Source organism: Burkholderia sp. Ax-1720 (genome assembly GCF_011753035.1).
GTDB lineage: Bacteria > Pseudomonadota > Gammaproteobacteria > Burkholderiales > Burkholderiaceae > Burkholderia > Burkholderia gladioli.
Window position 1 is genome coordinate 35,229 of the sequence record NZ_VWWK01000024.1, and the last position, 23,262, is coordinate 58,490.

Here is a 23,262-nt window from a genome sequence, read left to right on the forward strand (position 1 = left end):
TGTGGTTGTAGGTCGGGCAATCGCGGCCACCGCGAGCGCGGCTCGAGGCCGGGCGCCGGCCCGTGCGGCGCATACGACAGGCAGACGGCGCGAGCGGCGCGGCCTCAGACGCCGAGCAGCTCGTGCAGCACGCTCATCTTGCCCTGCAGCTGCGCCGCGTCGAAGTGCTCGACGATGCGCCCATGCTCCATCACGTAGAAACGGTCGGCCAGCGGCGCGGCGAAACGGAAGTTCTGCTCGACCATCACGATCGTGTAGCCGCGCGCCTTCAGCGCCAGGATCATGCGCGCCAGCGTCTGCACGATCACCGGCGCGAGGCCCTCGGAAATCTCGTCGAGCAGCAGCAGGTTGGCGCCGGTGCGCAGGATCCGCGCCACCGCCAGCATCTGCTGCTCGCCGCCCGACAGGCGCGTGCCCTGGCTGTGCCGGCGCGTGGCGAGGTTCGGGAACAGCGCGTAGATCTCGTCGAGCGGCATGGCGTGCTCGCGCGGGCCTACCGCCGGCGGCAGCAGCAGGTTCTCCTCGCAGGACAGGCTGGCGAAGATGCCGCGTTCCTCGGGACAGTAGCCCACGCCGCGATGCGCGATGCGATGCGTGGCCAGCTCGATGGTCTCGGCGCCGGCGATGCGGATCGAGCCGCGCCGCCGCCCGGTCAGGCCCATGATCGCGCGCAGCGTGGTGGTGCGGCCCGCGCCGTTGCGCCCGAGCAGGGTGACCACCTCGCCGCGCGCCACGCTCAGGTCCACGCCGTGCAGGATGTGCGATTCGCCGTACCAGGCCTCGAGATCGCGGATCTCCAGCGCGGGTACCTCGGCATGCGCCACCGCATCGAGCGCGGCCGCCGTCGCGCCCTGCAGCGTGCCGCCCAGTTCCGGTTCCATGCGCGGGCCCTGGCTCATCCGTGCGCTCCGGTCAGGCTCGTGTCCGCGCTGCCCATGTAGGCCTCGATCACCAGCGGGTTCTTCGATACTTCGGCATACGTACCTTCGGCCAGCACCTCGCCGCGCTGCAGGACGGTGATGGTGTCGGAGATGCCGGCGATCACGTTCATGTTGTGCTCGACCATCAGGATGGTGCGGCCGCTGGAGACCTTCTTGATCAGCGCCGTGACGCGATCGACGTCCTCGTGGCCCATGCCCTGGGTCGGCTCGTCGAGCAGCATCAGCTCGGGCTCCATCGCCAGGGTGGTGGCGATCTCCAGCGCGCGCTTGCGGCCATAGGCGAGCTCGACGGTCGGCACGTGGGCGAAGTCGGTCAGGCCGACCTCGGTGAGCAGGTCCATGGCGCGATCGTCGAGGCGGCGCAAGCTGCGTTCGCTGCGCCAGAAATGGAACTCGGTGCCGAGCTGCCGCTGCAGGCCCACGCGCACGTTCTGCAGCGCGGTGAGATGCGGGAACACCGCCGAGATCTGGAACGAGCGGATGATGCCGCGCCGCGCCACCTGCGAGGGGCGCTCGCGCGTGATGTCGATGCCGTTGTAGACGATCTGACCGGCGCTGGGCTTGAGGAACTTGGTGAGCAGGTTGAAGCAGGTGGTCTTGCCGGCGCCGTTCGGGCCGATCAGCGCATGGATCGAGCCGCGCCGCACGCGCAGGTTCACGCCGCCGACGGCGGTGAAGCCGCGGAATTCCTTCGTGAGCCCGCGCGTCTCGAGTATGGTGTCGCCGAGAATCATGTCCGCTTCCGTCCGATATGACGCGAAACACCGCAACATCTCGCGCGAGCGGCCGCTGCGTCCTCGTGCTGCGAGGCCAGCCCCCGGGCTCGATGCGGGCATGCCGCCACGCCGAGGACCGAGGTCGAACGCGTGCCGGTGCTGCATGCCTGCTGCGCGCCATTGTCGCCTTGTTGGTGCAGTGCATTCATCGGGATTTGCACTGAGGCGCCGCCTCGCGCAAGCGCCGGTCCCGCGCGATGGCGCGTCGCGGCAACGCGCGCGGCGACGCGCCGGCGAAAACGCGCAATGAGGCGCGTGTGGCAATCGCGTGACTGCAGGGAAACCTCGATTGCGGCGCGGATTGTGGCGGGCTACCAGCCGCGCGGCGCGAGGGCGTGCATGACACGTCGCGATAAGCCACGACAAGCCGCAACGGCTTGCCGGCCGGCTGCCGGTTCGGCTTACTTCGCCAGGCCCGGGTGGCCCGGCTTCGGCACCTCGATTCAAGCCGCCGCGGTATCGGCCCTCGACTTCGCCTCATTCGCCACCGCGCCGCCTTCGCGCGCGCCACGACGATCGGCGCGGATCATCTCGCTGGCGCGCTCGGCGATCATCAGCGTCGGCGAGTTGGTATTGCCCGAGGTGATGGTCGGCATCACCGAGGCATCCACCACGCGCAGCCCCTCGATGCCGCGCACGCGCAGGCGGCTGTCGACCACCGCGGCCGGATCGTCGGCGCGTCCCATGCGGCAGGTGCCGACCGGATGGAAGATGGTGGTGCCCACCGCGCCGGCCGCCTCCACCAGCTCGGCCTCGCTCTGGTAGCGCGTGCCCGGCAGCACCTCCTCGGGGCGATAGCGCGCCAGCGCCGGCGCCGCCGCGATGCGGCGCGTCAGGCGCAGCGCGTTCACGGCCACGCGCCGATCCGCTTCGGTCGACAGGTAGTTCGGCGCGATGCGCGGCGCCGCGAACGGATCGGGCGAGTCGACATGGATGCTGCCGCGCGAGCTCGGACGCAGGTTGCAGACCGAGGCGGTGAAGGCATCGTGGCGATGCAGCGGCTCGCCGAAGCGATCGAGCGAGAGCGGCTGCACGTGATACTCGAGATCGGGCCGCGTGATCGCGGCATCGGCGGGATCGGAGCGGGTGAACACGCCGAGCTGCGAGGGCGCCATCGCCATCGGCCCGCTCTGCCGCAGCAGGTATTCGGCGCCGATCGCCAGCTTGCCCCACCAATGCGCCGACAAGGTGTTGAGCGTGCGCACGCCGGCCACGCGATAGGCCATGCGCAATTGCAGGTGGTCCTGCAGGTTCTCGCCCACGCCCGGCAGGTCGCGCCGCACCGCGATGCCGAGCGCGCCCAGCCGCCGGCCGTCGCCGATGCCCGAGCGTTCGAGCAGGGCCGGCGAATTGACGGCGCCCGAGGCCAGGATCACCTCGCCGCGCGCGCGGGCCACGAAGTCCTGGCCGCCGCCGCGATACTCGACGCCGCTGCAGCGCGCGCCCTCGAACACCAGCCGCTCGGCCTGCGCGCCGGTGATGATGCTCAGGTTCGGGCGCGACATGGCCGGGCGCAGGAAGGCCTTCGAGGCGTTCCAGCGCACGCCGCGCTTCTGGTTCACGTCGAAATAGCCGACCCCGTCGTTGTCGCCGCGATTGAAATCCTCGGTGGCGGGAATGCCGGTCTGCTGCGCGGCCTGCGAGAAGGCCTCGAGAATTTCCCAATGCAGCCTCTGCTTCTCGACCCGCCACGGGCCGCCCGCGCCATGCGCCTCGTCGGCGCCGCCATGGTGATCCTCGCTGCGCCTGAACACCGGCAGCACCGCGTCCCAGGCCCAGCCCGAGTCGCCGGTCAGTTGCGCCCAGCCGTCGTAATCCTCGCGCTGGCCGCGCATGTAGATCATGCCGTTGATCGACGAGCAGCCGCCCAGCACGCGCCCGCGCGGATAGGACAGCGCGCGGCCGTTCAGCGCCGCCTCGGGCTCGGTCTTGTAGAGCCAGTCGGTGCGCGGGTTGCCGATGCAGTAGAGATAACCGACGGGGATGTGGATCCAGTGGTAGTCGTCCTTGCCGCCGGCCTCGAGCAGCAGGACCGAGACATCCGGATCCTCGCTGAGGCGATTGGCGAGCACGCAGCCGGCCGTGCCAGCGCCGACGATCACATAGTCGAATTCACCCTCGAGCGTGCGCTGGGAAGTCACGATGCGTCTCCTTGGTTTGTTCTGGCAGCGGCTGGCCTCGGGCGCGCCGCGATGGATCGAAGCGTACTCGCGCGGCGCCCCCGGCATCCAATGAGTTATGCTGAACAGCTTCATAAGCCGCGCTAATATCGCTCGATGGACCTGATCCTGCTCCGCGCGTTCGCGACGGTGGCCCGCGAAGGCAACCTGACGCGCGCCGCCGCCCGCCTGTGCCTGACGCAGCCGGCCGTCAGCCTGCAGATCAAGCATCTGCAGCAGACGCTCGGCGTGGTGCTGTTCTCGCGCACCTCGCGCGGACTGGTGCTGACGCGCGACGGCCAGGCCCTGCTGCCGCATGCCGAGCGCGCCTTGGCCGCCGCCGCCGAGGTGCAGCGCGCGGCCAGCGCCTTGCGCCAGGAAGTGCGCGGGCGCCTGCGCATCGGCACCGTGCTCGATCCCGAATTCCTGCGGCTCGGCGGCTTCCTGCGCCAACTGGTCGAAACCCATCCGCAGATCGAGACCGAGCTGCGTCACGGCATGTCGGGCTGGGTCCGCGACGCGGTCCAGGCGCGCGAGCTCGACGTCGGCTATTCGATCGGCCGACCCGACGACGATGCCGGCGACGCCGCCCTGTTCCACACCCTCACGCTGACGCGCTACCACTACCGCGTGCTGGCGCCGGCCGGCTGGAAGGAACGCGTGCAGCGCGCCCGCGACTGGCGCGCGCTGGCCGCCCTGCCGTGGATCTGGACGCCGCCCTCCTCGGCCCATCATCGGCTGCTCTCGCGCCTGTTCGGCGAGGCCGGCGTGCAGCCGGTGAAGGTGGCCGAAGTCGACCAGGAGCCTTCGATGCTGGATCTGGTGAAGTCCGGCGTCGGCCTCACCCTGGTGCGCGACTCGATCGCCCTGCGCGAGGCGCATGCGCATGCGCTGGTGATCGTCGAGGCGGTGACGGTGCCCGCCGAGCTGACCTTCCTCACGCTGGCCGAGCGCCGCGAGGAGCCCGCCATCGCGGCGGCCTTGCGGCTGGTCGAGCAGCAATGGGCGAGCTGAGGGGCGGCCCTCTTCACCTCGCATCGCCTATCCACGTTGGCCGCACTTATCCACGGTTTTGCGTTCGCGCCAGGGTGAGCCGGGCGTTTCGTTACCGCTCACCTTGCCGCCGAAATCGATAGTGAGCGGCACGCGCCTCATTACGTCACGCCACGGTCGCGGACTTTTTGCTAGATTGATCCCCCACCCAAGGCGATTCGATCGCCCAGACCGAGGAGAACTGCATGGCACGCAACATCGAGATCAAGGCTCGCGCCCGCGACTTTGACAGCCTGCGCGAAAAGGCAGCATCGCTCGCGACCGACGAACCGCTGTTCTACCGTCAGCAGGACTTCTTCTACGACGTGCCGCGCGGCCGGCTCAAGCTGCGCCGCTTCGACGACAACACGCCGGCCGAGCTGATCTTCTACCAGCGCGACGATCGCGACGGCCCAAAGGCCTCGTACTACACGCGCAGCCCCGTCACCAATCCCGAGGCGATGCACTCGCTGCTGGCCACCGCGCTGACCACACGCGGCATCGTCACCAAGGAACGCCACGTCTACCTGGCGGGCCGCACGCGCATCCACCTGGACCGCGTCGACGGCCTGGGCGACTTCGTCGAGCTGGAAGTGGTGCTGGCCGAGGACGACGACGAGAGCGGCGGCGAGACCGAGGCGCATGAAGTGTTCGCCAAGCTCGGCGTGTCGAGCGACGACCTGGTGGCGGTCGCCTATGTCGACCTGCTCGCCGCGCAGGAACCGAGCGCCGCCTGAACGGCGCCGCGCGCGGGACCTGGCCGTCCCGCGCGGAACGAAACGAAACGAAGCGGCGCGCCGCGCAACGAAGCGGCGACGCCGCCTCAGGCCGGCGCCGCGCCCGGCTCCAGGTGCGACAGCGGCAGCGGCCCGTTGCGCTTGAAGGTGGTCAGCACGATGTTCGAGCGCACGCTGTCCACGCCGGGCACCCGCATCAGCTTCTTCATCACGAAGGTGGACAGCGCGTTGAGGTCCGGCGCCACGATGCGCAGCAGGTAATCGGCATCGCCCACCACCGCATGGCATTCGAGCACCTCGGCCAGCACGTCGATCTGCTGCTGGAACTGCTCGATGATCGAATCGCCATGGTGCTTGAGCTTCAGGCTCGTGAAGGCGGTCACGCCCAGCCCGAGCCGCTCGGGCCGCAGCACCACGCGATAGCCGTCGATCACGCCGGCCGATTCGAGCCGCTGCAGGCGCCGGCCGATCTGCGAGGGCGAGAGCGGCACCTGCTCGCCGAGCTGCTGATGCGTGGCGCGTCCGAAGCGCTGCAGCACGTCGAGCAGGGCCAAATCGAAGTGATCGAGTTCCAGCATGAAGATTCTCCGCGTCGAATATCTTGTTGATGCGCGATTATCGCATCATTGATCGATTTCACGTCGAGATTGCGCCCTTCCCGCGCGCCGGCCGCTCTACACTGGCATCTCGTTCCACCCCTCGCCAGCGAGCCAGTCATGTCCACCGTCGTCACCGCGAAGCTGCAGGAGCAGTTCGACGCGGGCCTCGAAACCCGCGCCGATTTCACCATCGACCAGCCGCTCGAGCGTTACGGCCGGGTCGATCACGCGGTGTGGGCGCAGCTCTATGCGCGGCAGACGGCGCTGCTGGAAGGGCGCGCCGCCGACGCCTTCGTGGCCGGCATGAAGCGGCTCACGCTGCCGGCCGATCGCGTGCCCTCGTTCGAGGAGGTGAACCGGCAGCTCGAGCCCGCCACCGGCTGGAAGATCGTCGCGGTGCCGGGCCTAGTGCCCGGCGATGTGTTCTTCGCCCATCTGGCCGAACGGCGCTTCCCGGTGACCTGGTGGATGCGCCGCCCGGACCAGCTCGACTACCTGCAGGAACCCGACTGCTTCCACGACCTGTTCGGCCACGTGCCGCTGCTGATCGACCCGGTGTTCGCCGACTACATGCACGCCTACGGCCGGGCCGCGCTGGCGGTTGCCGACGATCCCTTAGCGCTCTCGCTGCTGGGCCGGCTCTACTGGTACACGGTCGAGTTCGGGCTGATCCGCAGCCGGCACGATCGCGACACGCTGCAGATCTACGGCGCGGGCATCGTGTCGAGCCGCGGCGAGTCGGTCTACAGCCTGGAGAGCGAGGCGCCCAACCGGATCGGCTTCGAGCTCGACCGCGTGATGCGGACCGCCTATCGCATCGACACCTTCCAGAAGACCTATTTCGTGATCGACGACTTCGAGCAATTGTTCGCCCTGCTGAAGGTCGACGCGAGGGCGCTGGCCAGGCGCCTGGCCGGCATGGGCGAGTACCCGGCCGGCGCCGTGCTCGACGGCGATCGGGTGATCCATCGCGGCACCGGCGAGGGCTGGGCGCAGGACCAGGACGCCACGCACTGAGCAGCGATCGTGCCCCGATCAAGCGGCAGGGCGCGCAAGTATGAAAGAATGTCCGGATCGGCGCGCCTCCACGAGACCGGCGCGCCTCATTCGGAGACGAGGCAATCAAGATGATCCACAAGCTCACATCGGAAGAACGCAAGACGCAGCTCGAGACGCTGCCGCACTGGTCGGCCGTGCCCGGCCGCGATGCGATCGAGCGCAGCCTGCGTTTCGCCGACTTCAACGCCGCGTTCGGCTTCATGACGCGCGTCGCCATCAAGGCGCAGGAAATGAACCACCATCCCGAGTGGTTCAATGTCTACAACCGTGTCGACATCACCCTCTCGACGCATGACGCGAACGGCCTGACCGAACGCGACATCGCGCTGGCGCGCTTCATCGACGAAGCGGGCCGCGAGGCCCAGCTCGGCTGATCCCCCCGGGCGCCGCGCATCACCTTCCCGCGCGGTGCCCTTCCCCACCTGCTTCCCGAACCGCCGCTGCGATCGCAGCACGTCTCTCGCCCTTCCCTATTTCGAACCATTACCGAAGCGCGGATGGGGTCGATACGGCGAAACCGACAAACCGCCGACGAAGCGCCAACGCCCGACCGACGAGCGCCTGACGAAACCGCCATCCCCGCAGGCCGCACGAATCACGGCTGTCAGCGCGCGCCACGCCGCTGCCGCCGATTCTTCATGGCTTCGCCACAAAAGCACCGCGCAAAACAAAACGCGCGTCAACGGTTCACCGTCAACGCGCGTTCCTTTGAGAACGGAAAGCTGTGAAAAGGTGCGAGCCTTCAGCTTTCCAAGCCGTTCATAAGGCGCACGTAAGACTCCCAGGCGCGACGCGCAATGGGGTCCAAACCTTCCAGTTTCAGTGCGCTTTGCCGCTGTACAATCAGCAACGCATACGGCTTGGAAAGCGCGCTCGCTTCTTCGCACAGTCTGAGTTCGTCGCCGCTGGACGGCGAACGGGCGCGCCAGAAATTGATCGCGGCTTCGAGTTCGTGGATCGAGATGTCGGACATATAGTTGGAATTTCGTTCGCTAGCCGCCTTGCCTGTCGTCGGCCACGCGACATGCTGTTGGAAACGGCGTCGTGCTGTCCCAGCCAACCCATTGTACTTGAGCGAATCTCATGCGACTCCTCCTCATCGAAGACGACCGCCCCATCGCACGCGGCATCCAGAGCAGCCTCGAACAAGCCGGCTTCACCGTCGACATGGTTCATGACGGCATTTTCGCCGAGCAGGCGCTCGCGCAGAATCGCCATGAGCTGGTGATCCTCGACCTGGGCCTGCCGGGCATCGACGGCATGACCCTGCTGTCGCGCTTCCGCCAGACCAACCGCCACACGCCGGTGATCATACTGACCGCGCGCGACGAGCTGAACGACCGCGTCCAGGGCCTCAATTCCGGCGCCGACGACTACATGCTCAAGCCCTTCGAACCGGCCGAGCTGGAAGCGCGGATCCGCGCGGTGATGCGCCGCAGCGGCCCGCACAGCGACATGCCGCGTCCGGAAGTCTCGCTCGGCGGCGTGCGCCTGTCGGGCGTCGATCGCCGCATCTTCAACGACGACAAGCCGCTCGAACTGTCGCCGCGCGAATTCGCGGTGCTCGAGATGCTGCTGCTGCGCCACGGCCGCGTGGTCAGCAAGGCCCAGCTGCAGGATCACCTGACCCACTTCGGCGGCGATCTCGGCGATACCGCGATCGAAGTCTATGTGCACCGCGTGCGCAAGAAGCTCGAGCAATGCCGTGTCGAGATCGTCACGGTGCGCGGCTTCGGCTACCTGCTGCAGGAAATCCGCCAGCCGGCCAGCGTCTGAGGCCGCGCGCGCCGCGTGCCCGCCGGCCCCTCGCGGGCCGGTAATGACGCGGCGCCGCCGCCCCGACGCCAACGCGGCCGGCCTCGCGCCGTGCCGCGTTTTCGTATCCCCGCCGCGCCCGGTTCATGCCGGGCGCTGCTTTTTGGATGGTTGACGCGATGTCCACTGAACCGGCCGCTTCCAGCCTGCGCCGCTCGCTGCTGCGCCGCCTCGCCGCCCCGCTGTCGATGCTCGCGCTGATGAGCGGCCTGATCGCCTACTGGCTGGCCTGGCAGTACACGCAGCACGTGATCGACCGTTCGCTGGCCGATCTCGCCACCGCGATCTCCAAGCAGATCCAGATCGCCGGGCCCGACGCGCCGTTCACGGTGCCGCCGCTGGCGCAGGCGATGTTCTCCGATCCCGCCGAGCAACTGATCTACCGCATCAGCGACGGCGAACACGAGCTGGCCGGCGACCCGCGGCTGCCGCTGCAGGGCACCAGCGTGCGCCGCATGCATTACGCCTATGTGTTCGAGTCCGACTACGAGGGCCAGGCCGTGCGCGTCGCGCAGGTGCGCGTGGAGCAGGCCGACAGCGGCAATCCGATGATCGTCGAGGTGGCCCAGCCGGTGCGGCACCGCTACCAGATCGCCGCCGAATTCCTGGTGGCGATCATGATGCCGCTGCTGCTGTTGCTGCTGGCCGGCTGGGGCATCGTCTGGCGCGTGGTGAACCAGCAGCTCGGGCCGCTCACGCACCTGGCCGATTCGCTGAACCGACAGACCCACACTTCGCTGGAGCCGGTCGACGAGACCGAGGTGCCGCTCGAGATCCGGCCGCTCACCAGCGCCATGAACGCGCTGCTCGGGCGCCTGAAGACTGCGCTCGACGCGCAGCGCAAGTTCATCGCCGATGCCGCGCACCAGCTGCGCACGCCGCTGACCGCGGTGAAGCTGCATGCCGAGCAGGCCGCCGTGGCGCGCGACCCCCAGCAGACCCTCACCGCCGTGCACGAGCTGCGCGCCGCCGCCGATCGCGCGGTGCGGCTCTCGAACCAGTTGCTGTCGCTGGCGCGCGCCGAGCCGGGCGAGCAGGCGGCCCGCTTCGTGGAGGTCGACCTGGCGGCGCTGGCCTTCGAGACCGGCGCGGAATGGGTGCCGCGCGCGCTGGCCTGCCATGTCGACCTGGGCTTCCAGACCGACGACGAACACGCCGCCGGCAGCGGCCGCGCCGCCTCGGTCGGCGACGACAGCGAGGAGCTGCCGCCCGACGAGTTCGACCTGGCCAGCGTGCCGCCGCTGGTGGTGCGCGGCAACCCGGTGCTGCTGCGCGAGGTGATCGCGAACCTGCTCGACAACGCGCTGAAATACGTGCCGCTGGCGCGTCCCGAAGGCGCGCGCATCACGCTGAACGTCTCGCAGGTGACGCTCGGCAACGGCCGCGCCGCCGCCGAGATCGTGGTCGAGGACAATGGTTCGGGGGTGCCGGCCGGGCAGCAGGCCGACCTGTTCAAGCGCTTCTTCCGCGGCGACGCGCAGAGCGGCAATGGGGTGGAGACCGGCGCGGGGCTGGGTTTGGCAATCGTGCACGACATCATCGCGATGCACGACGGCGCGGTGTCCTATGCCGATGCGCCCGAGGGCGGTTCGCGCTTCATCGTGCGGATCCCGCTGGCTGCGAAGCCGGCCGAGGCGGCGCCGAAGGCCGCCGAATCGGCGACGCAACACGCCTGAGCGTGTCGGCGCCCGGGCCGAGCCTGCATGACGGTGCCACCCGGGCGCCGTCATGCGCCGGCCTCACTTCTTCTTTTTGGTGCCTTTTTCGGCGCCCTTTTCCTTGCGCGAAGCCTTGTCGGCCTTGCCCGCCTTCTCGCCCTTCTCCGACTTGGCGTCCTTCTTCGCCTTCTTCTTTTTCTTCTTGTCCTCGTCGTTGACGGCCAGCAGCGTGCCGCGGCAGCTCGCGGTGCCGCAATGGCAGGCGTATTCGCGCTTGAGCTCCTTGGTCAGCTTGGCGTCGATCACCAGGCCGTAGTCGTAGAACAGCTCCTCGCCGGCCGCGATGTCGCGCAGCGCCTGGATATGCACGCGCCCGGCGGTTTCCTCGGCCTCGCAGTTCGGCTCGCAGGAATGGTTGATCCAGCGCGCGCTGTTGCCGTCGACCTTGCCGTCGATCACGCCGCCCTCTTCGAGCGCGAAATAGAAGGTGTGGTTGGGCTCGTTCGGATCGTGCGGATGACGACGCAGCGCCTCCTTCCAGGAGATCCGCTCGCCCTTGTACTCGACCACGCGCTCGCCCGCGCTGATCGGCGCGACCGCGAATACGCCCTTGCCGTGAACGCCGGAACGGCGCACCACGATCCTGCGTGAACTCATCGATGAATCCTTGTGAAGACGATGGAATGGCGCGATACCGGCCGCCGGCGTGGCGCCGTCCGCCCGCTGCGCGCGAACGCGCTCGCGCGCGGCGGCATGCCTCGGCGACGAGGCCGCCGTGAACGAGCCAACCGAATGCTACACGCTCGGCCTTGCTTCGTTCAACCAATCGGGCGAAGCGACGTGGGTTGGCAACGACGCGGGCGCGTCGTGCCGATCATGATGCAGCATCAAAAACATGGCGGTGCCGGCGCGCGGAATCGCTTCCCTCGCACGCCGGCACCGCCCGGGCCGCCGCGGCCGCGCTCAGCGCTGGCCGAACGAGATGTCGCCGAACAGGTTCTTCTGGTCGCGCGGCTGCGAGCGCCAGTATTGCGGCGGCGCCGTCACCGTCGCGCCGAGCTCGGCGGCCGCATGCCACGGCCAGCGCGGATCGTAGAGCATCGCGCGAGCCAGCGCGACCGCGTCGGCATCGCCCTCGGCGACGATCTTCTCGGCCTGCGCCGGCTCGGTGATCAGGCCGACCGCGAAGGTGGTCAGCTCCACCGCGTGCCGCACCGCGCGCGCGAACGGCACCTGGTAGCCGGCCGAGAGCGGGATCTTCTGCAGCGGCGAGACGCCGCCCGAGGACACGTCGATCCAGTCGCAGCCGCGCGCCTTGAGCGCCTTCGCGAAGGCGATCGTCTCGTCCAGCGTCCAGCCGCCCTCGACCCAGTCGGTGGCGGAGACGCGCACGCCCACCGGCCGGTCCGCGGGGAACGCGGCGCGCACGATCTCGAAGATCTCGAGCGGGAAGCGCATGCGGTTCTCGAGCGAGCCGCCGTATTCGTCGTCGCGCTGGTTGGCGAGCGGCGAGAGGAACTGGTGCAGCAGGTAGCCGTGCGCGGCATGCACTTCCAGCGCATCGATGCCGAGCCGCGCGGCGCGCCTGGCGGTGGCCTCGAAGGCGCGACGCAGGCGGTTCAGGCCGGCCGTGTCGAGCGCCAGCGGCGCCGTCTCGCCTTCCTTGTGCGGCACCGCCGAGGGCGCGTGCGGCAGCCAGCCGCCGTCGGCCACCTCGATCAGCGAGCCGCCTTCCCAGGGCGCGCGGCTCGAGGCCTTGCGTCCCGCGTGACCGATCTGCATCGCCACGCGGATCGGCGAATGCTTGCGGATCGCCGCCAGCAGCGGCACGTAGGCGGCTTCGGTGGCGTCGTCCCACAAGCCGAGATCGCCCGGCGTGATGCGGCCGTCGGGCTCAACGGCAACCACCTCGGTGCAGAGCAGCGCGGCGCCCGACAAGGCAAGCTGGCCGAGATGGATGGTGTGCCAGGCGGTCGGCTCGCCGCGTTCGGCCGAGTACTGGCACATCGGCGACACGACGATACGGTTCGGCAGCGTGATGTCACGCAGCTGGAGGGGGGAAAACAGGGCGCTCATCGGGTGTGACTCGCTACAGGGGGGACGGGAGCGCACGAGGTTAGCACGCGTGCCGCGCGGCTGCTGGCGCGGGCCCGGGCCGCGTTCGGCGGCACCGCCGGGGTGCACGAAAGCGCCGGATGAAGATGTGGATACCAGTATCGGGACCGCCAAGCAAAACGGCACGCCATGCGTGCCGTTTCGAGATCCGTTGCCGGTTCCGGTTGCCCGTGCCGCTCAGAGCCCCACCGAGGCGAGCCATTCGCCGAACATGCGCGCCGCGGCCGGTTCCAGCGCCGGCCCGTGCTGGGCGGTGGCCGCGCGCAATTGCCGGGCATCCACGCCGGGCGCCGAGCCGATCTCGTTGGCATGGCCGATCAGCCAGGCCTCGAAGCTCTCGGTGGCGACTTCCGGGTGGCATTGCAGGCCCAGCACGTGCTGGCCCCACGAGAACGCCTGGTGCGCGCAATCGGGCGTGGAGGCGAGATGGATCGCGCCGGGCGGCAGGTCGAAGGTATCGCCATGCCAGTGCAGCATCGAGGTCTCGCTCCCGGCCAGGTGCCGCAGCGGCGACGCGAGGCCCGCGTCGGTCAGCGTCAGCGGCGTCCAGCCGATTTCCTTGACCTTGCCCGGATAGACGCGCGCACCGAGCGCGCGAGCGATTAGCTGGGCGCCCAGGCAGATCCCGAGCGTCGGCAGGCCCGCTTCGATGCGCTTGCGGATCAGCTCGACCAGCGGCGCCGTGGTCGGATAGAGATCATCGTCATAGGCGCTGATCGGGCCGCCCAGCACCACCAGCAGGGATGGGCCGCAGGCATCGAGCACCTCGACGCGCGAGGTGCCGACATCGACATACCGCACCCGCCTGCCCCGCTGGCCGAGCACGCGCTCGAAGCTGCCGAGGTCCTCGAAGTGCACGTGGCGGATTGCTACGACTTCTGCATTCATTCAACCGAACTCCGTCTGGCACGCCACGCGCGGCGCGTCATCACAACTGCGCGAACACCTTCCAGGTCTTCTTCTGCGTCAGCGCATCGGCTTCCTCGTGCACCGAGCAGTCGAGGCGCAGATCGCTGTCGGCCATCGTCAGGTCGAGCAGCGAGCAGCGATACGACGGCTTCTTGGCGGCCTTGCCGGGCTGGAAGTGCTTGCAGGTGACGCACATGCGGTGCTGGGGCGCCTGGCCCGCCACCTGCAGTTCGCGCAGCACCTTCAGCAGCGAGCGGTACAGGGCGCCCTGCTCGTCGTTGGCCAGCACGCCGACCGCCTTCGACAGGAACTCCGGCCATTGCAGCGCCTTCTTGGCCGCGGTGCGGCCGCGCGCGCTCAGGCGCACCGCCAGCGCGCGACCGTCGTCGAGCGCGCGGCGCTTTTCGACGAGACCCTTGCCTTCGAGCGTGCTGACCGCGTCGCTGGTGGTCGCCGCGGTGAGCTGGGTTTCACGGGCGATCTCACCGAGCCGCATCGGGCCCTTGCGCTGCAGCAGCAGCACCAGGATTTCGCCCTGCGTCGGCGTGAGGCCAGCGCCTTCCGCCCAATCCCATGCCTCGCTCCGCATGGCCGTACTCAATCGCAACAGGCTGTGGGTCACACGACCCGCTGCCTCGTTCCCGTAAACGCCTTCGCTCATAGTCTTTTCGCTGTTGCCGGCCTCGGTTCCATCCGACGGCCTTTGTGGGGAGATCCGTGTCCGGTCCTGCGATCGAGCTGCAGTGCCCGGAACGGCGCAACCGATGCCCGTTCACCGTGGCTGGATTCGCCACGAACCGGCGCGCGAACGCGGCACTATCCGGTGCCGTCGCTCGCAAAGCCGACATTCTAAGCGAGAGCGGAAAATCGCACAGCTAAGTTATCCAAATAAGTCTGTGGATAAAGCGAGGATAAGTGAATCAGCGCGCTGTGATTTCGTGAATCAATCTCATATGAAATCGCCGCGACGCTTTCATTCGACAAACAACGCGCCGCCGCGGGCCTTGCGCGGGGCGCCCGGCGGCGCTCGCAGAGCCTTGACTTTGCTGGGAAAGTCCCGGTTATCCACAAGCGCGCCAGGCGAATTGTTTGCGACTACTACCTTTGTTCGGGCAGGACGGACAGTCGGTATCGCTTTGCGCCAGTACAGCCGATCGCGGAAATAGTCTTTTTCATTCGCGCCAGCGCAAGCACTGTTGTCGCACCGTCTCGTTGAGCGATTTTTCCTGCTTGAAAACGGTGCGCAGCCAGGAAGCGTCGTTCACGCGCGCCTTGGCCAGCGCGCCCACCTCGTCGAGCGCGGCGCGCGAGCCGAGCGCGGCCGCGTGCGGGGCGAGCTTGTCGAGCGTGTCGAGGATGTCCTCGGCGATGGTGCGCCGCTCGCCCGTCTGCGGGTTCACGCAGGTGCCGTCCAGGCCGAAGCGGCAGGCCTCGAAGCGATTGAAGGTATAGACCAGGTAATCGTCCTCGGACAGCGTGAGCGGCTTGTCGAGCAGCAGGTAGCGCGCCAGCGTCTGGATGTAGCAGGCGATCGCCGCCGCGCGGTCGACCGACAGCGGCGTATCCATCACGCGCACCTCGATCGTGCCGAAGCCGGGCTTGGGACGGATGTCCCAGTAGAAGTCCTTCATGCTGTTGACCACGCCGGTGTTGACCATCTTCGAGAAGTACTCCTCGAAGCCGTCCCAGGTCAGCGTATAGGGCGCGCGGCCCGACATCGGGAAGGCGAACACCGAATTGAGGCGGGCCGAATGAAAGCCGGTGTCCACATTCTGGACATAGGGCGAGGACGCCGACAGCGCGATGAAGTGCGGGATGTAGCGCGACATCGAATGCAGCAGGAACAGCGCGCTGTCCGCGTCGGGGCAGCCGATATGCACGTGCTGGCCGAACACCGTGAACTGCTTGGCCAGGTAGCCGTACAGCTCGGACAGGTACTGGAAGCGCGGCGCGTCGTAGATCTGCCGCTCGCTCCATTGCTGGAAGGTGTGGGTGCCGCCGCCGCACAGCCCGACGTTGAGATGGTCGGCCGCCTTGACCAGCACGTCGCGGATCGCATGCAGCTCGCTCAGGGCCTGCTCGTGCGAATGGCAGATGCCGGTCGACAGCTCGATCATGCTCTCGGTGATTTCGGGCGTGATGTTGCCCGGGTGCGGCTCGTTCTCGACCAGGCGCATCAGGTCGGAAGCCGCTTTGGTCAGATCGTAGTTATGGGTGTTGACGATCTGGATTTCGAGTTCGACGCCGAAGGTGAACGGCTCGGAATTGTTGAAGGTTTCGAGTGCCATGGCGAATTCCGGATAACGGGTTGGGCACGGCCGCCGCCGTCTCGACGCAGGGCGGCGGCCGCGCCGGTCAGCTTTCGTCGCGTCGTTCGCCGACGGCCGACAGGCTGCGGTAGACGAACAGCGGACCGACCAGCTGCAGCAGGACGATCGAGCACATCACGACCGCGCGCAGGTGCGGGTCGAAATTCGGATAGGCCTGGTAGGTGTCGTCGACCAGCAGGTAGGCAAGCGCCGACATCGGCGCCAGCGACAAGCCGAGCGCGACGCCCTGCTTGACGTTGATGCCGCTCTTCTTCGCGAAGGCGACCACCCCCACCAGCTTGGCGACCAGCCGCGTGAGGATCAGCACCACCGCCACCAGCCCGCCGGCGGCGAGGTCGTGCCAGGTGAACGAGGTCAGCGTCAGCACGAACAGGATCACGGTCAGCAGCCAGCCGGCGGTGCCGAAGTGCTCGGGCCAGAGCTGCGGGCGCACCTCGAGGTTCTTCACGATGATGCCGGCCAGCAGCAGGGTCAGCACGGTCGAGAGCTTGAGCGCCTGGGCAATCGCGATGGCCAGCACCACCAGGCCGAACAGGGCGACGAAGGAATGCTCGTCGCGCATCGCCGGCGCGATGTGGCGGAACAGGTAGCGGCAGGCGCGCGCCAGCAGGTAGGCCAGGATCAGCGAACCGGCGATCAGGTAGATCGGCTGGAGGATGGTGGCGAACACGTTGCCGTATTCCTCCTGGTGCAGCCAGCTGGTCAGCAGCTTGGTGAGCACCACCGAATAGACGCTGTTGAGCGCCGTCAGCGTGAGCAGCCGCTGCGAGACCTGCCCTTCCGCGCGCAGTTCGGTCTTGAGCTGGATCGCCATCGCGGGCGAGGTGGCCACCGCGATGGCGGCCAGCACGATCGACACCATCGCCGGTACGCCGAGCACCAGCAGCACGGTCAGCACCAGGGCGAAGGTCAGCGTCGCCTCGGCCACGCTGGTGGCGATCAGCCAGGGGTTGCGGCGGATCCAGCGCAGGTCGAGCCGGTTGCCGAGCTCGAACAGCAGCAGGCCGAGCGCGACGTTGATCAATAGCCGCGCGGTATCGCTGTCGCTCGCGTCGATCGCGCCGAAGCCGGCCGAGCCGGCGATCAGGCCGATCACCGCGTAACCGGTCACGCGCGGCAGGCGCCAGGCCCGGTAGCAGAGCTCGCCGCACAGGCCGGCGGCAAACAGCGCAATCCCGGCCCAGAACACGGCGTCGGGAACAAGCGGCCAATTCGGTAGAAACGAGAACGCCGACTTCATCGTGGTGACTTCTCCTATTCGAAGGCAACCGGCAGCGACGCGGGGTCGAGCATGTCGAACGAGTGGGCGCGCTGGCGGCTGATCGCCCCGTGATCGGTGTGTTCGCTGGTCTGGGCGTCAGGACACGGGGCTGCCCGATTCGCGGCGGGTGGACTTGCCGCTCGGGCGATGGCCGATCTGATCGTCGGCCTGGGGTGTGAAGGAAACAGCGCGATCTCTCATCCTCAGATTCCGATTCGCAATAACTGTTCCGTGGGTGCCGCGCCGGTGGCATGCCGGTGCGGCGCGAAGGTGTCCGATTGTGCCACATCTATTTCGATCCGGATCGGATTTGTCCGGTGCCTGGCCGCCCGGCTGATGGCTCGGGGTTATATCCAAAGGTTTACCTGTATGTATACGTAGTAGAAGTTAACAAAGGCATGCCTTTTCTGTGGATAACTCCGGTAAACCTCACAGATTCATGGGCTTGGGAAAATCATAAGCACTCGCACAGGCTGTGCGTGCGCACAGGGATTCACAGAGCAACTTTTGCTGTGCTGTGCGGCGAAGCCAAGTTACCCCGTTTACGTCCACTGTGCTTGCACAGACAACTCGCAGGCAATTCGCGCGCTTATCCACAGATTCGGGTGGATAACCTGCCCTCGCCGCTGTGTTGCCGTGCAAAAAATACTGTGGCTCGCGGCGAGCGGGCGCGGGCCTGCCTCGGCCGGCGCCGCTCGGAAAAGCATTGGATGCAATGGAAATGACGGGCGGACGAACGCCGCCCGGTTGGCTCAGCCGGCGCGGCCCTGGCGTAGCGCGCGCAGCAGGAAGCGCGCGGGATCGATCGCCTCGGCCAGCTCGCGCTCGATCGGCCAGGGTTCGCCCTCCAGTTGCGAGGCGATCAGCTCGGCGGCCAGCCAGGCCCAGACGAAGCCGCGCGAACCAAAGCCGAAGGCGCCGTAGAGACCGGCCGCGCGCGGCAGGTCGCGTGGCTGGGCGCCCGACAAGGCACGAGCATGGGCGGCCGCGGCGGCTTCGTCGCCCAGCGCGCCCGCCAGCGGCAGGCGATCGCTGGCCACGCAGCGGAACGCGACTCGGCCGGCCAGCGAGGCAGGATCGGCGAGCATGCCGGAATCGACCTGGGCGCGGGGCAGCAGCGCGGCGAGCCGGACGAGGTTCTCTCGATGGCCGGCTTCGCGCGGGATCGGATCGAGGTCGTCGGGCTCGTAGGTCGCGCCGGTCAGCGCGCTGCCGTCGGCGAACGGGATCAGGTAGCCGTCGCCGATCACGGGCAGCGCGACCTTGGGTGCGCTGCCTGCCGGCAGCATGCTCAGTTGGCCGCGCACCTGCTGTACCGGCGCATGTCGCAAGCCGGCCAGGCGCGGCGCGTCGGCAGCGTTCGCGACGATCGCCACCGCGGCCGAGGCCAGTGTCGCGCCGTTCGCGTCGAGCGCGAGCCAGCCGCCGCCCTCGCGCGGCACCAGGCGCGCGACTTCCACGTTCGCCAGCCGCGTGAGCCGTTCGCCCGCCGTCGCGCAGGCGGCCGCGGCCAGTTTCGCCGGATCGAGCGAGCCGCCTTGCGGGAAGAACCATCCACCTTGCGCGGTTTCGCTACCCAGTTGCTCGCCGGCCTGCTCGCGCGAGCGCAGCGAGGCCAGTTCATCGGGCATGCCCAGCGCATTGGCGGCGGCCTGCATGCGCGCGAATTCCGGCTCGTCGCAGGCGAGTTGCAGCAGGCCTTCGCGACTACGCGAGAACGCATGTCCGGCTGCTTCGAACGCGCGCCATCGCGACAGCGCGTATTGATAACCGGCACGCGAGAGCCGCGCGCCGAAGTTGTCGTCGATCGCGACCAGCGGATGGAACACGCCGGCGCGATTGCCCGAGGCTTCGCCTGCGAGTTCGGTATGTCGATCGATCAGCGTGACTTGCCAGCCGCGCGCGGCGAGACGCTCGACCAGCGCGCAACCTGCCAGGCCCGCGCCGATCACGATCGCGTCGCGCGTATCGGCGTCGAAGGCGCGCGGCGGTTCGTGTCGACGCAGCTTCCAGCGCGGCGCGAATTCGCCGACCAGCATCGCGCGCTTGCCCGCGAATCCCGCCACCTTGCGATACGAAAAGCCCGCGTTTTCCAGGGCTCGTTTCACATCGCCGGCGCTCGTGTAGGTGGCGAAGCTGGCGTGTTCGTCGGCCAGTTTCGCGAGCGCGCGGAACACCTCGACGGACCAGAGTTCGGCGTTGCGCGAGGGCGCGAAACCATCGAGATAAAACGCATCGGCACGCAGCACCAGCGAGGACAGCATCTCGCGCGCATCGCCGAAGGCGAGCGTCAGTACCACGCGTCCTGCATCGAGTTCGACGCGATGCAGCCCCGGCGTGAGCATCGGCCAGGCATCGGCGAGTTCGTCGACGAGGCTCGCCTCGATGGTTGTGCCCGCAACGATATGGCGAGCGGCCTTGCGCAGGTCCTCGCGCGCGAACGGATGTTTCTCGACCGAGACGAAATGCAGCCGCTCGCTGCGCGAAGGATCGGCGCGCCAGGCGGCCCAGGTCGCGAGGAAGTTGCAGCCGGTGCCGAAGCCGGTCTCGACGATGGTGAAGTGGCGACGCCCGCGCCAGCGTTCGGGCAGGCGGTTGCCGCGCAGGAACACGTGCTCGGCCTGGGCGAGCGCGCCGGCCGCGCTATGGTAGATATCGCCGTAGGCGGGGGAAACGAGCGTGCCGTCTTCGCGGAAGACGAGCGTGGCGGGAGCGAGTCGGTCGGTCATGCGAAACAATCGAAAGGGCCGGCGAAGGGTCCGGGCAAATGCGCTGCAACACCTGGCCGGAGCCGCCAAAGCCGCGCCCAGCCTGGCGTTGGCAAAAACCAACGTCGGCTCCGAAGGCTCGCTTGCGGCGCTTGACAACGCTGGTCGCCACGCGGCAAAAATGCGGGCAACGGCCTGAAGATCCGGCAAAATCCGGATGAAAATCTTTGAAACCCTTGTCGTTATTGGGTTTGCGCTGCGCTATCATAGCAAGCGCCGTACTGCGGAAGCGCCTCAGGGCTCACCCGCGGGTACCAGGCGCGGCGCGGTCCGGATGCGCCTGGTCGTCGCCGCGAACTGCGATGCTACGGCCTGCGCACGTATAATCGGCGCGTCCGCGCTGTTCGTGTCAACTTAACCTGAGAAAGGAACCTTAATGAACAAACAGGAACTGATCGACGCCGTCGCCGCACAGACGGGCGCCAGCAAGGCTCAAACCGGCGAAACGCTGGACACGCTCCTCGAGGTGATCAAGAAGGCCGTGTCGAAAGGCGACGCGGTTCAGTTGATCGGCTTCGGCAGCTTCGGCTCGGGTAAGCGTGCAGCACGTACCGGCCGCAACCCGAAGACGGGCGAAACCATCAAGATTCCGGCAGCCAAGACCGTCAAGTTCACGGCTGGCAAGGCATTCAAGGATGCAGTGAACAAGCGCTGAGTCCAGCGTTTGTGAACGGAAAAACCCGCCTCGCGGCGGGTTTTTTTTCGTCCCCAGGAAGCGTCGCGGGCGCTGGAATGACGTGTTTGCGCGACGCTTTTCCCCGATTTGACCAAGCTTGACCATCGACCGAGGCGGGCCTCGAAAGCGCCCGTTTCAGTGGCGATGGACGATTTCCTCGTCGTCGTGATCGTCGTGTTCGTCGAGGTCCCAGGACGGAAACGGATCGGGCAGCGCGCGCCAGGCTTCGACGCCGGCCGCGTATTCGGCATCGTCGAGCAGGCAGGCGTCGAATTTCGCGCGCCATTGCGCGGCGTCCAGGCCGATGCCGATCAGCACCAGTTCCTGGCGGCGGTCGCCGATGCTGTCGTCGTCGGGCGCGCCATGCCAGTCGGCGGCGATCTCCTCGAGCAGCGCCGGATCGTCGTCGGGCCATTCGGCGCGGTCCTGCGCGGCCCACCAGAGCCCGGCCGGCCCGTGCCGGCAGACGCCGCCCGCCTGCGAGAGCGAGCCGCCGATATCGTTGCGCGTGGCCAGCCAGAAGAAGCCCTTGCTGCGCAGCACGCCCTGCCATTCGTCGTGCAGCAGGGTCCAGAAACGTTGCGGATGAAACGGTCGGCGCGCGCGATAGACGAAGTTGTCGATGCCGAACTCGCCGGCCGCGTGCGTGTGCCCGCAATCCTCGCCGCAATCTTCCCCGTGTTCGTGATCGTGCCGATGCTCGAGCGAGGCGAGCCAGCCCGGCGCATTGGCGGCGGCCTCGAAATCGAACAGGCCGGTGTCGATCACCTCGCGCAGCGGCACCGCGCCGAAGCGGCTCACCAGTTGCCGCGCGCGCGGGTTGAGGCTGGCCAGGATCGTCTGCAGGCGCGCGAGTTCGTCCGCCGCGACGAGGTCGGCCTTGTTGATCACCAGCACGTCGCAGAACTCGATCTGCTCGATCAGCAGCTCGACCAATTGGCGATCGTCGTCGCCCTCGGCCAGGCCGCGGTCGGCCAGGCCCTCGTCGGAGCCGTAGTCGCGCAGGAAATTGAAGGCGTCGACCACGGTGACCATGGTGTCGAGCCGCGCGATATCGCCGAGCGTCTCGCCCTCGTCGTCGACGAAGCCGAAGGTTTCGGCGATCGGCATCGGCTCGGCCACGCCGGTCGATTCGACCAGGATCGCGTCGAAGCGCTGCTCGGCCGAGAGCCGGCGGATCTCGACCAGCAGGTCGTCGCGCAGCGTGCAGCAGATGCAGCCGTTGGACATCTCGACCAGCCGCTCCTCGACGTGCGAGAGGGTGGCGCGATCCTCGACCAGCGCGGCGTCGATATTGACCTCGGCCAGGTCGTTGACGATCACGGCCACGCGCAGGCCCTCGCGATTGGCGAGGACGTGGTTCAGCAGCGTGGTCTTGCCGGCGCCGAGAAAGCCGGACAGCACGGTGACGGGCAGGGGCTGGTTCATGGCGGTGCGTACCCTGGAAAGTGGCGGAAGCGGCGGCCGGCGCGGCGAAACGAGGCTCGCGCGCACGGCGGCGTGAAAGCCGCATTGTGCATCAAACCCGGCTGGGCCCGCCCGCGCCGGGCTGGGGCGCCGGCCGCGAGGCCCCAAACGTCGGCTCGCCATATCTGGATAGCAGGCGGCGGGAGCCGGGCCGGGACGCGGCGGCAGGAAGTAGACGGGATTCGGTAAAACCGCGGCTGGGCCCGCTAAACAGGCAGGGATGCGCAAACCGCCGATCGGCGAGCCGGGCGCAAGCGCGCCTCGGCGTGTTTCAGCGCGGCTCGTTCTCGGCCGGCAGCAGGCGCCACTTGGACAGGATCGCCGCGATCTGGTGCGCGTACTTGTCCCGCAGCGGCGGTGTTTCGGAGTGGTAAGCGCCGATCGCCGCCCAGGTATTGCCGTACTTGTTCATCTTCTGGCGCAGGTGCCAGGCGGCGATATAGACGTTCTTGCACGGCTGCATCAGGGTGTCCTTGGTGATGCCGTACTGGGCCAGCCGCGACAGATGGATCGAGTTGATCTGCATGATCCCGTAATCGGTCGAACCGTTCGCATTGCGGTTGATCGCATCGGGTGTGTTGTGGGATTCCTGCCACGCGATGGCGCGCAGGATCAGCGGATTGACCTTCTGGTACTTGGCCGCCTCGTCATAGCAGTCGGCCCGCGCGGGGGCACTGAAACCCGCGGCGGCAAGCGACACGACGATAAGAAAACACCTAATTTGCATTAGGAAGCCTTCCGAATGGCAGCAAATACGGGAGTTCGGGGTGGGAAAACCCCCAACACGGAAATTGCGCGCCGGTTGCGCGCCGCCCGTATCATACCGGGGCCTCGCCGCCTTGTGCCACCGTCCGATGCGCGTGGTTGCCCGCTTCGGTCGCCCGGTTTTCCTTGGTTTTTATTCCGAAATCTTGCGAAATCTTGCGAACGAAATGGCGCCGCGATCGGGCTTGGCGGCTT

At 67.9% G+C, this 23,262-nt stretch carries 21 protein-coding genes; 7 read left to right on the forward strand and 14 right to left on the reverse strand.

Annotation, left to right across the window (positions count from 1 at the left end; all coding sequences use genetic code 11):
- Positions 1-104 precede the first annotated feature (104 nt).
- The 3 genes from F3J18_RS10545 to F3J18_RS10555 all read right to left on the reverse strand — a co-directional run bounded on the left by F3J18_RS10545 (position 105) and on the right by F3J18_RS10555 (position 3,858).
- On the reverse strand, positions 105-899 hold the full coding sequence (locus F3J18_RS10545; protein WP_240154498.1) for an ABC transporter ATP-binding protein: 795 nt from the start codon (positions 897-899) through the stop codon (positions 105-107).
- On the reverse strand, positions 896-1,675 hold the full coding sequence (locus F3J18_RS10550) for an ABC transporter ATP-binding protein (protein ID WP_013696153.1): 780 nt from the start codon (positions 1,673-1,675) through the stop codon (positions 896-898). Before F3J18_RS10550 ends, F3J18_RS10545 begins: the two co-directional genes overlap by 4 nt.
- A 485-nt stretch (positions 1,676-2,160) precedes the next feature.
- Entirely contained in the window at positions 2,161-3,858 is a 1,698-nt protein-coding gene (locus F3J18_RS10555; protein WP_166912775.1) for a GMC family oxidoreductase N-terminal domain-containing protein, read from the reverse strand.
- Between the two features lie 135 nt (positions 3,859-3,993).
- Between F3J18_RS10555 and F3J18_RS10560 the strand changes: the two genes are divergently transcribed.
- Both F3J18_RS10560 and F3J18_RS10565 read left to right on the forward strand, forming a co-directional pair.
- Positions 3,994-4,890: a LysR family transcriptional regulator gene (locus F3J18_RS10560; RefSeq protein WP_025097703.1), complete on the forward strand. Its 897-nt coding sequence runs from the start codon at positions 3,994-3,996 to the stop codon at positions 4,888-4,890.
- 224 nt (positions 4,891-5,114) lie between these two features.
- Positions 5,115-5,645: a class IV adenylate cyclase gene (locus F3J18_RS10565; RefSeq protein WP_013696150.1), complete on the forward strand. Its 531-nt coding sequence runs from the start codon at positions 5,115-5,117 to the stop codon at positions 5,643-5,645.
- An 86-nt stretch (positions 5,646-5,731) separates the two neighbouring features.
- Here the strand turns inward: F3J18_RS10565 and F3J18_RS10570 are convergent, their stop codons facing one another.
- Positions 5,732-6,223: an Lrp/AsnC family transcriptional regulator gene (locus F3J18_RS10570; protein ID WP_013696149.1), complete on the reverse strand. Its 492-nt coding sequence runs from the start codon at positions 6,221-6,223 to the stop codon at positions 5,732-5,734.
- A gap of 138 nt (positions 6,224-6,361) precedes the next feature.
- Between F3J18_RS10570 and phhA the strand changes: the two genes are divergently transcribed.
- On the forward strand, positions 6,362-7,261 hold the full coding sequence (gene phhA / locus F3J18_RS10575; RefSeq protein WP_166912776.1) for a phenylalanine 4-monooxygenase: 900 nt from the start codon (positions 6,362-6,364) through the stop codon (positions 7,259-7,261).
- A 110-nt stretch (positions 7,262-7,371) separates the two neighbouring features.
- Positions 7,372-7,677, forward strand: a complete 306-nt coding sequence (locus F3J18_RS10580) for a 4a-hydroxytetrahydrobiopterin dehydratase (RefSeq protein ID WP_013696147.1) — start codon at positions 7,372-7,374, stop codon at positions 7,675-7,677.
- Between the two features lie 368 nt (positions 7,678-8,045).
- On the opposite strand, the gene F3J18_RS10585 is transcribed toward F3J18_RS10580, so the two are convergent.
- Positions 8,046-8,276 (reverse strand): DUF3717 domain-containing protein, encoded by a 231-nt coding sequence (locus F3J18_RS10585; protein ID WP_013696146.1) that lies wholly within the window; start codon positions 8,274-8,276, stop codon positions 8,046-8,048.
- Positions 8,277-8,386: 110 nt separating this feature from the next.
- On the opposite strand from F3J18_RS10585, the gene F3J18_RS10590 reads away from it, so the two are divergent.
- Complete coding sequence (locus F3J18_RS10590; protein WP_025097701.1) at positions 8,387-9,079, forward strand: response regulator transcription factor; 693 nt, start codon at positions 8,387-8,389, stop codon at positions 9,077-9,079.
- A 158-nt stretch (positions 9,080-9,237) separates the two neighbouring features.
- On the forward strand, positions 9,238-10,794 hold the full coding sequence (locus F3J18_RS10595) for a sensor histidine kinase (protein WP_166912777.1): 1,557 nt from the start codon (positions 9,238-9,240) through the stop codon (positions 10,792-10,794).
- Between the two features lie 63 nt (positions 10,795-10,857).
- Here F3J18_RS10595 and F3J18_RS10600 read toward each other — a convergent pair whose 3' ends face one another.
- The 7 genes from F3J18_RS10600 to mnmC form a co-directional block, all read right to left on the reverse strand.
- Positions 10,858-11,433, reverse strand: a complete 576-nt coding sequence (locus F3J18_RS10600; protein WP_025097699.1) for an SET domain-containing protein-lysine N-methyltransferase — start codon at positions 11,431-11,433, stop codon at positions 10,858-10,860.
- 306 nt (positions 11,434-11,739) lie between these two features.
- Positions 11,740-12,852, reverse strand: a complete 1,113-nt coding sequence (locus tag F3J18_RS10605) for an NADH:flavin oxidoreductase/NADH oxidase (RefSeq protein WP_166912778.1) — start codon at positions 12,850-12,852, stop codon at positions 11,740-11,742.
- A 216-nt stretch (positions 12,853-13,068) separates the two neighbouring features.
- A complete protein-coding gene (locus F3J18_RS10610; RefSeq protein ID WP_166912779.1) occupies positions 13,069-13,779 on the reverse strand; it encodes a glutamine amidotransferase in 711 nt (236 codons plus the stop codon).
- Positions 13,780-13,819: 40 nt separating this feature from the next.
- Positions 13,820-14,461, reverse strand: a complete 642-nt coding sequence (locus F3J18_RS10615; RefSeq protein WP_025097696.1) for a MarR family transcriptional regulator — start codon at positions 14,459-14,461, stop codon at positions 13,820-13,822.
- Positions 14,462-14,972: 511 nt separating this feature from the next.
- Positions 14,973-16,088, reverse strand: a complete 1,116-nt coding sequence (locus F3J18_RS10620; protein ID WP_017917940.1) for a YbdK family carboxylate-amine ligase — start codon at positions 16,086-16,088, stop codon at positions 14,973-14,975.
- 67 nt (positions 16,089-16,155) lie between these two features.
- Positions 16,156-17,370, reverse strand: a complete 1,215-nt coding sequence (locus F3J18_RS10625; protein ID WP_166912780.1) for a cation:proton antiporter — start codon at positions 17,368-17,370, stop codon at positions 16,156-16,158.
- Positions 17,371-18,143: 773 nt separating this feature from the next.
- The gene (gene mnmC, locus F3J18_RS10630) at positions 18,144-20,120 is read right to left on the reverse strand and encodes a bifunctional tRNA (5-methylaminomethyl-2-thiouridine)(34)-methyltransferase MnmD/FAD-dependent 5-carboxymethylaminomethyl-2-thiouridine(34) oxidoreductase MnmC (protein ID WP_166912781.1); all 1,977 of its coding nucleotides are present in this window, start codon (positions 20,118-20,120) and stop codon (positions 18,144-18,146) included.
- A gap of 415 nt (positions 20,121-20,535) precedes the next feature.
- On the opposite strand from mnmC, the gene F3J18_RS10635 reads away from it, so the two are divergent.
- Positions 20,536-20,814 carry an HU family DNA-binding protein gene (locus F3J18_RS10635; protein WP_006401505.1) on the forward strand — a complete coding sequence of 93 codons (279 nt, stop codon included), beginning with the start codon at positions 20,536-20,538 and terminating at the stop codon, positions 20,812-20,814.
- Between the two features lie 156 nt (positions 20,815-20,970).
- Here F3J18_RS10635 and F3J18_RS10640 read toward each other — a convergent pair whose 3' ends face one another.
- Both F3J18_RS10640 and F3J18_RS10645 read right to left on the reverse strand, forming a co-directional pair.
- A complete protein-coding gene (locus F3J18_RS10640) occupies positions 20,971-22,263 on the reverse strand; it encodes a GTP-binding protein (protein WP_166912782.1) in 1,293 nt (430 codons plus the stop codon).
- 310 nt (positions 22,264-22,573) lie between these two features.
- Positions 22,574-23,029, reverse strand: coding sequence for a lytic transglycosylase domain-containing protein (locus F3J18_RS10645; protein WP_013696135.1), 456 nt, complete (start codon positions 23,027-23,029; stop codon positions 22,574-22,576).
- Positions 23,030-23,262: the final 233 nt, after the last annotated feature.

Coding starts and splice junctions, on each gene's coding strand:
- F3J18_RS10545 (WP_240154498.1), bottom strand. CDS start 899: ATGAGCCAGGGCCCGCGCATGGAACCGGAACTGGGCGGCACGCTGCAG.
- F3J18_RS10550 (WP_013696153.1), bottom strand. CDS start 1,675: ATGATTCTCGGCGACACCATACTCGAGACGCGCGGGCTCACGAAGGAA.
- F3J18_RS10560 (WP_025097703.1), top strand. CDS start 3,994: ATGGACCTGATCCTGCTCCGCGCGTTCGCGACGGTGGCCCGCGAAGGC.
- F3J18_RS10565 (WP_013696150.1), top strand. CDS start 5,115: ATGGCACGCAACATCGAGATCAAGGCTCGCGCCCGCGACTTTGACAGC.
- F3J18_RS10570 (WP_013696149.1), bottom strand. CDS start 6,223: ATGCTGGAACTCGATCACTTCGATTTGGCCCTGCTCGACGTGCTGCAG.
- phhA (WP_166912776.1), top strand. CDS start 6,362: ATGTCCACCGTCGTCACCGCGAAGCTGCAGGAGCAGTTCGACGCGGGC.
- F3J18_RS10580 (WP_013696147.1), top strand. CDS start 7,372: ATGATCCACAAGCTCACATCGGAAGAACGCAAGACGCAGCTCGAGACG.
- F3J18_RS10585 (WP_013696146.1), bottom strand. CDS start 8,276: ATGTCCGACATCTCGATCCACGAACTCGAAGCCGCGATCAATTTCTGG.
- F3J18_RS10590 (WP_025097701.1), top strand. CDS start 8,387: ATGCGACTCCTCCTCATCGAAGACGACCGCCCCATCGCACGCGGCATC.
- F3J18_RS10595 (WP_166912777.1), top strand. CDS start 9,238: ATGTCCACTGAACCGGCCGCTTCCAGCCTGCGCCGCTCGCTGCTGCGC.
- F3J18_RS10600 (WP_025097699.1), bottom strand. CDS start 11,433: ATGAGTTCACGCAGGATCGTGGTGCGCCGTTCCGGCGTTCACGGCAAG.
- F3J18_RS10605 (WP_166912778.1), bottom strand. CDS start 12,852: ATGAGCGCCCTGTTTTCCCCCCTCCAGCTGCGTGACATCACGCTGCCG.
- F3J18_RS10610 (WP_166912779.1), bottom strand. CDS start 13,779: ATGAATGCAGAAGTCGTAGCAATCCGCCACGTGCACTTCGAGGACCTC.
- F3J18_RS10615 (WP_025097696.1), bottom strand. CDS start 14,461: ATGAGCGAAGGCGTTTACGGGAACGAGGCAGCGGGTCGTGTGACCCAC.
- F3J18_RS10620 (WP_017917940.1), bottom strand. CDS start 16,088: ATGGCACTCGAAACCTTCAACAATTCCGAGCCGTTCACCTTCGGCGTC.
- F3J18_RS10625 (WP_166912780.1), bottom strand. CDS start 17,370: ATGAAGTCGGCGTTCTCGTTTCTACCGAATTGGCCGCTTGTTCCCGAC.
- mnmC (WP_166912781.1), bottom strand. CDS start 20,120: ATGACCGACCGACTCGCTCCCGCCACGCTCGTCTTCCGCGAAGACGGC.
- F3J18_RS10635 (WP_006401505.1), top strand. CDS start 20,536: ATGAACAAACAGGAACTGATCGACGCCGTCGCCGCACAGACGGGCGCC.
- F3J18_RS10640 (WP_166912782.1), bottom strand. CDS start 22,263: ATGAACCAGCCCCTGCCCGTCACCGTGCTGTCCGGCTTTCTCGGCGCC.
- F3J18_RS10645 (WP_013696135.1), bottom strand. CDS start 23,029: ATGCAAATTAGGTGTTTTCTTATCGTCGTGTCGCTTGCCGCCGCGGGT.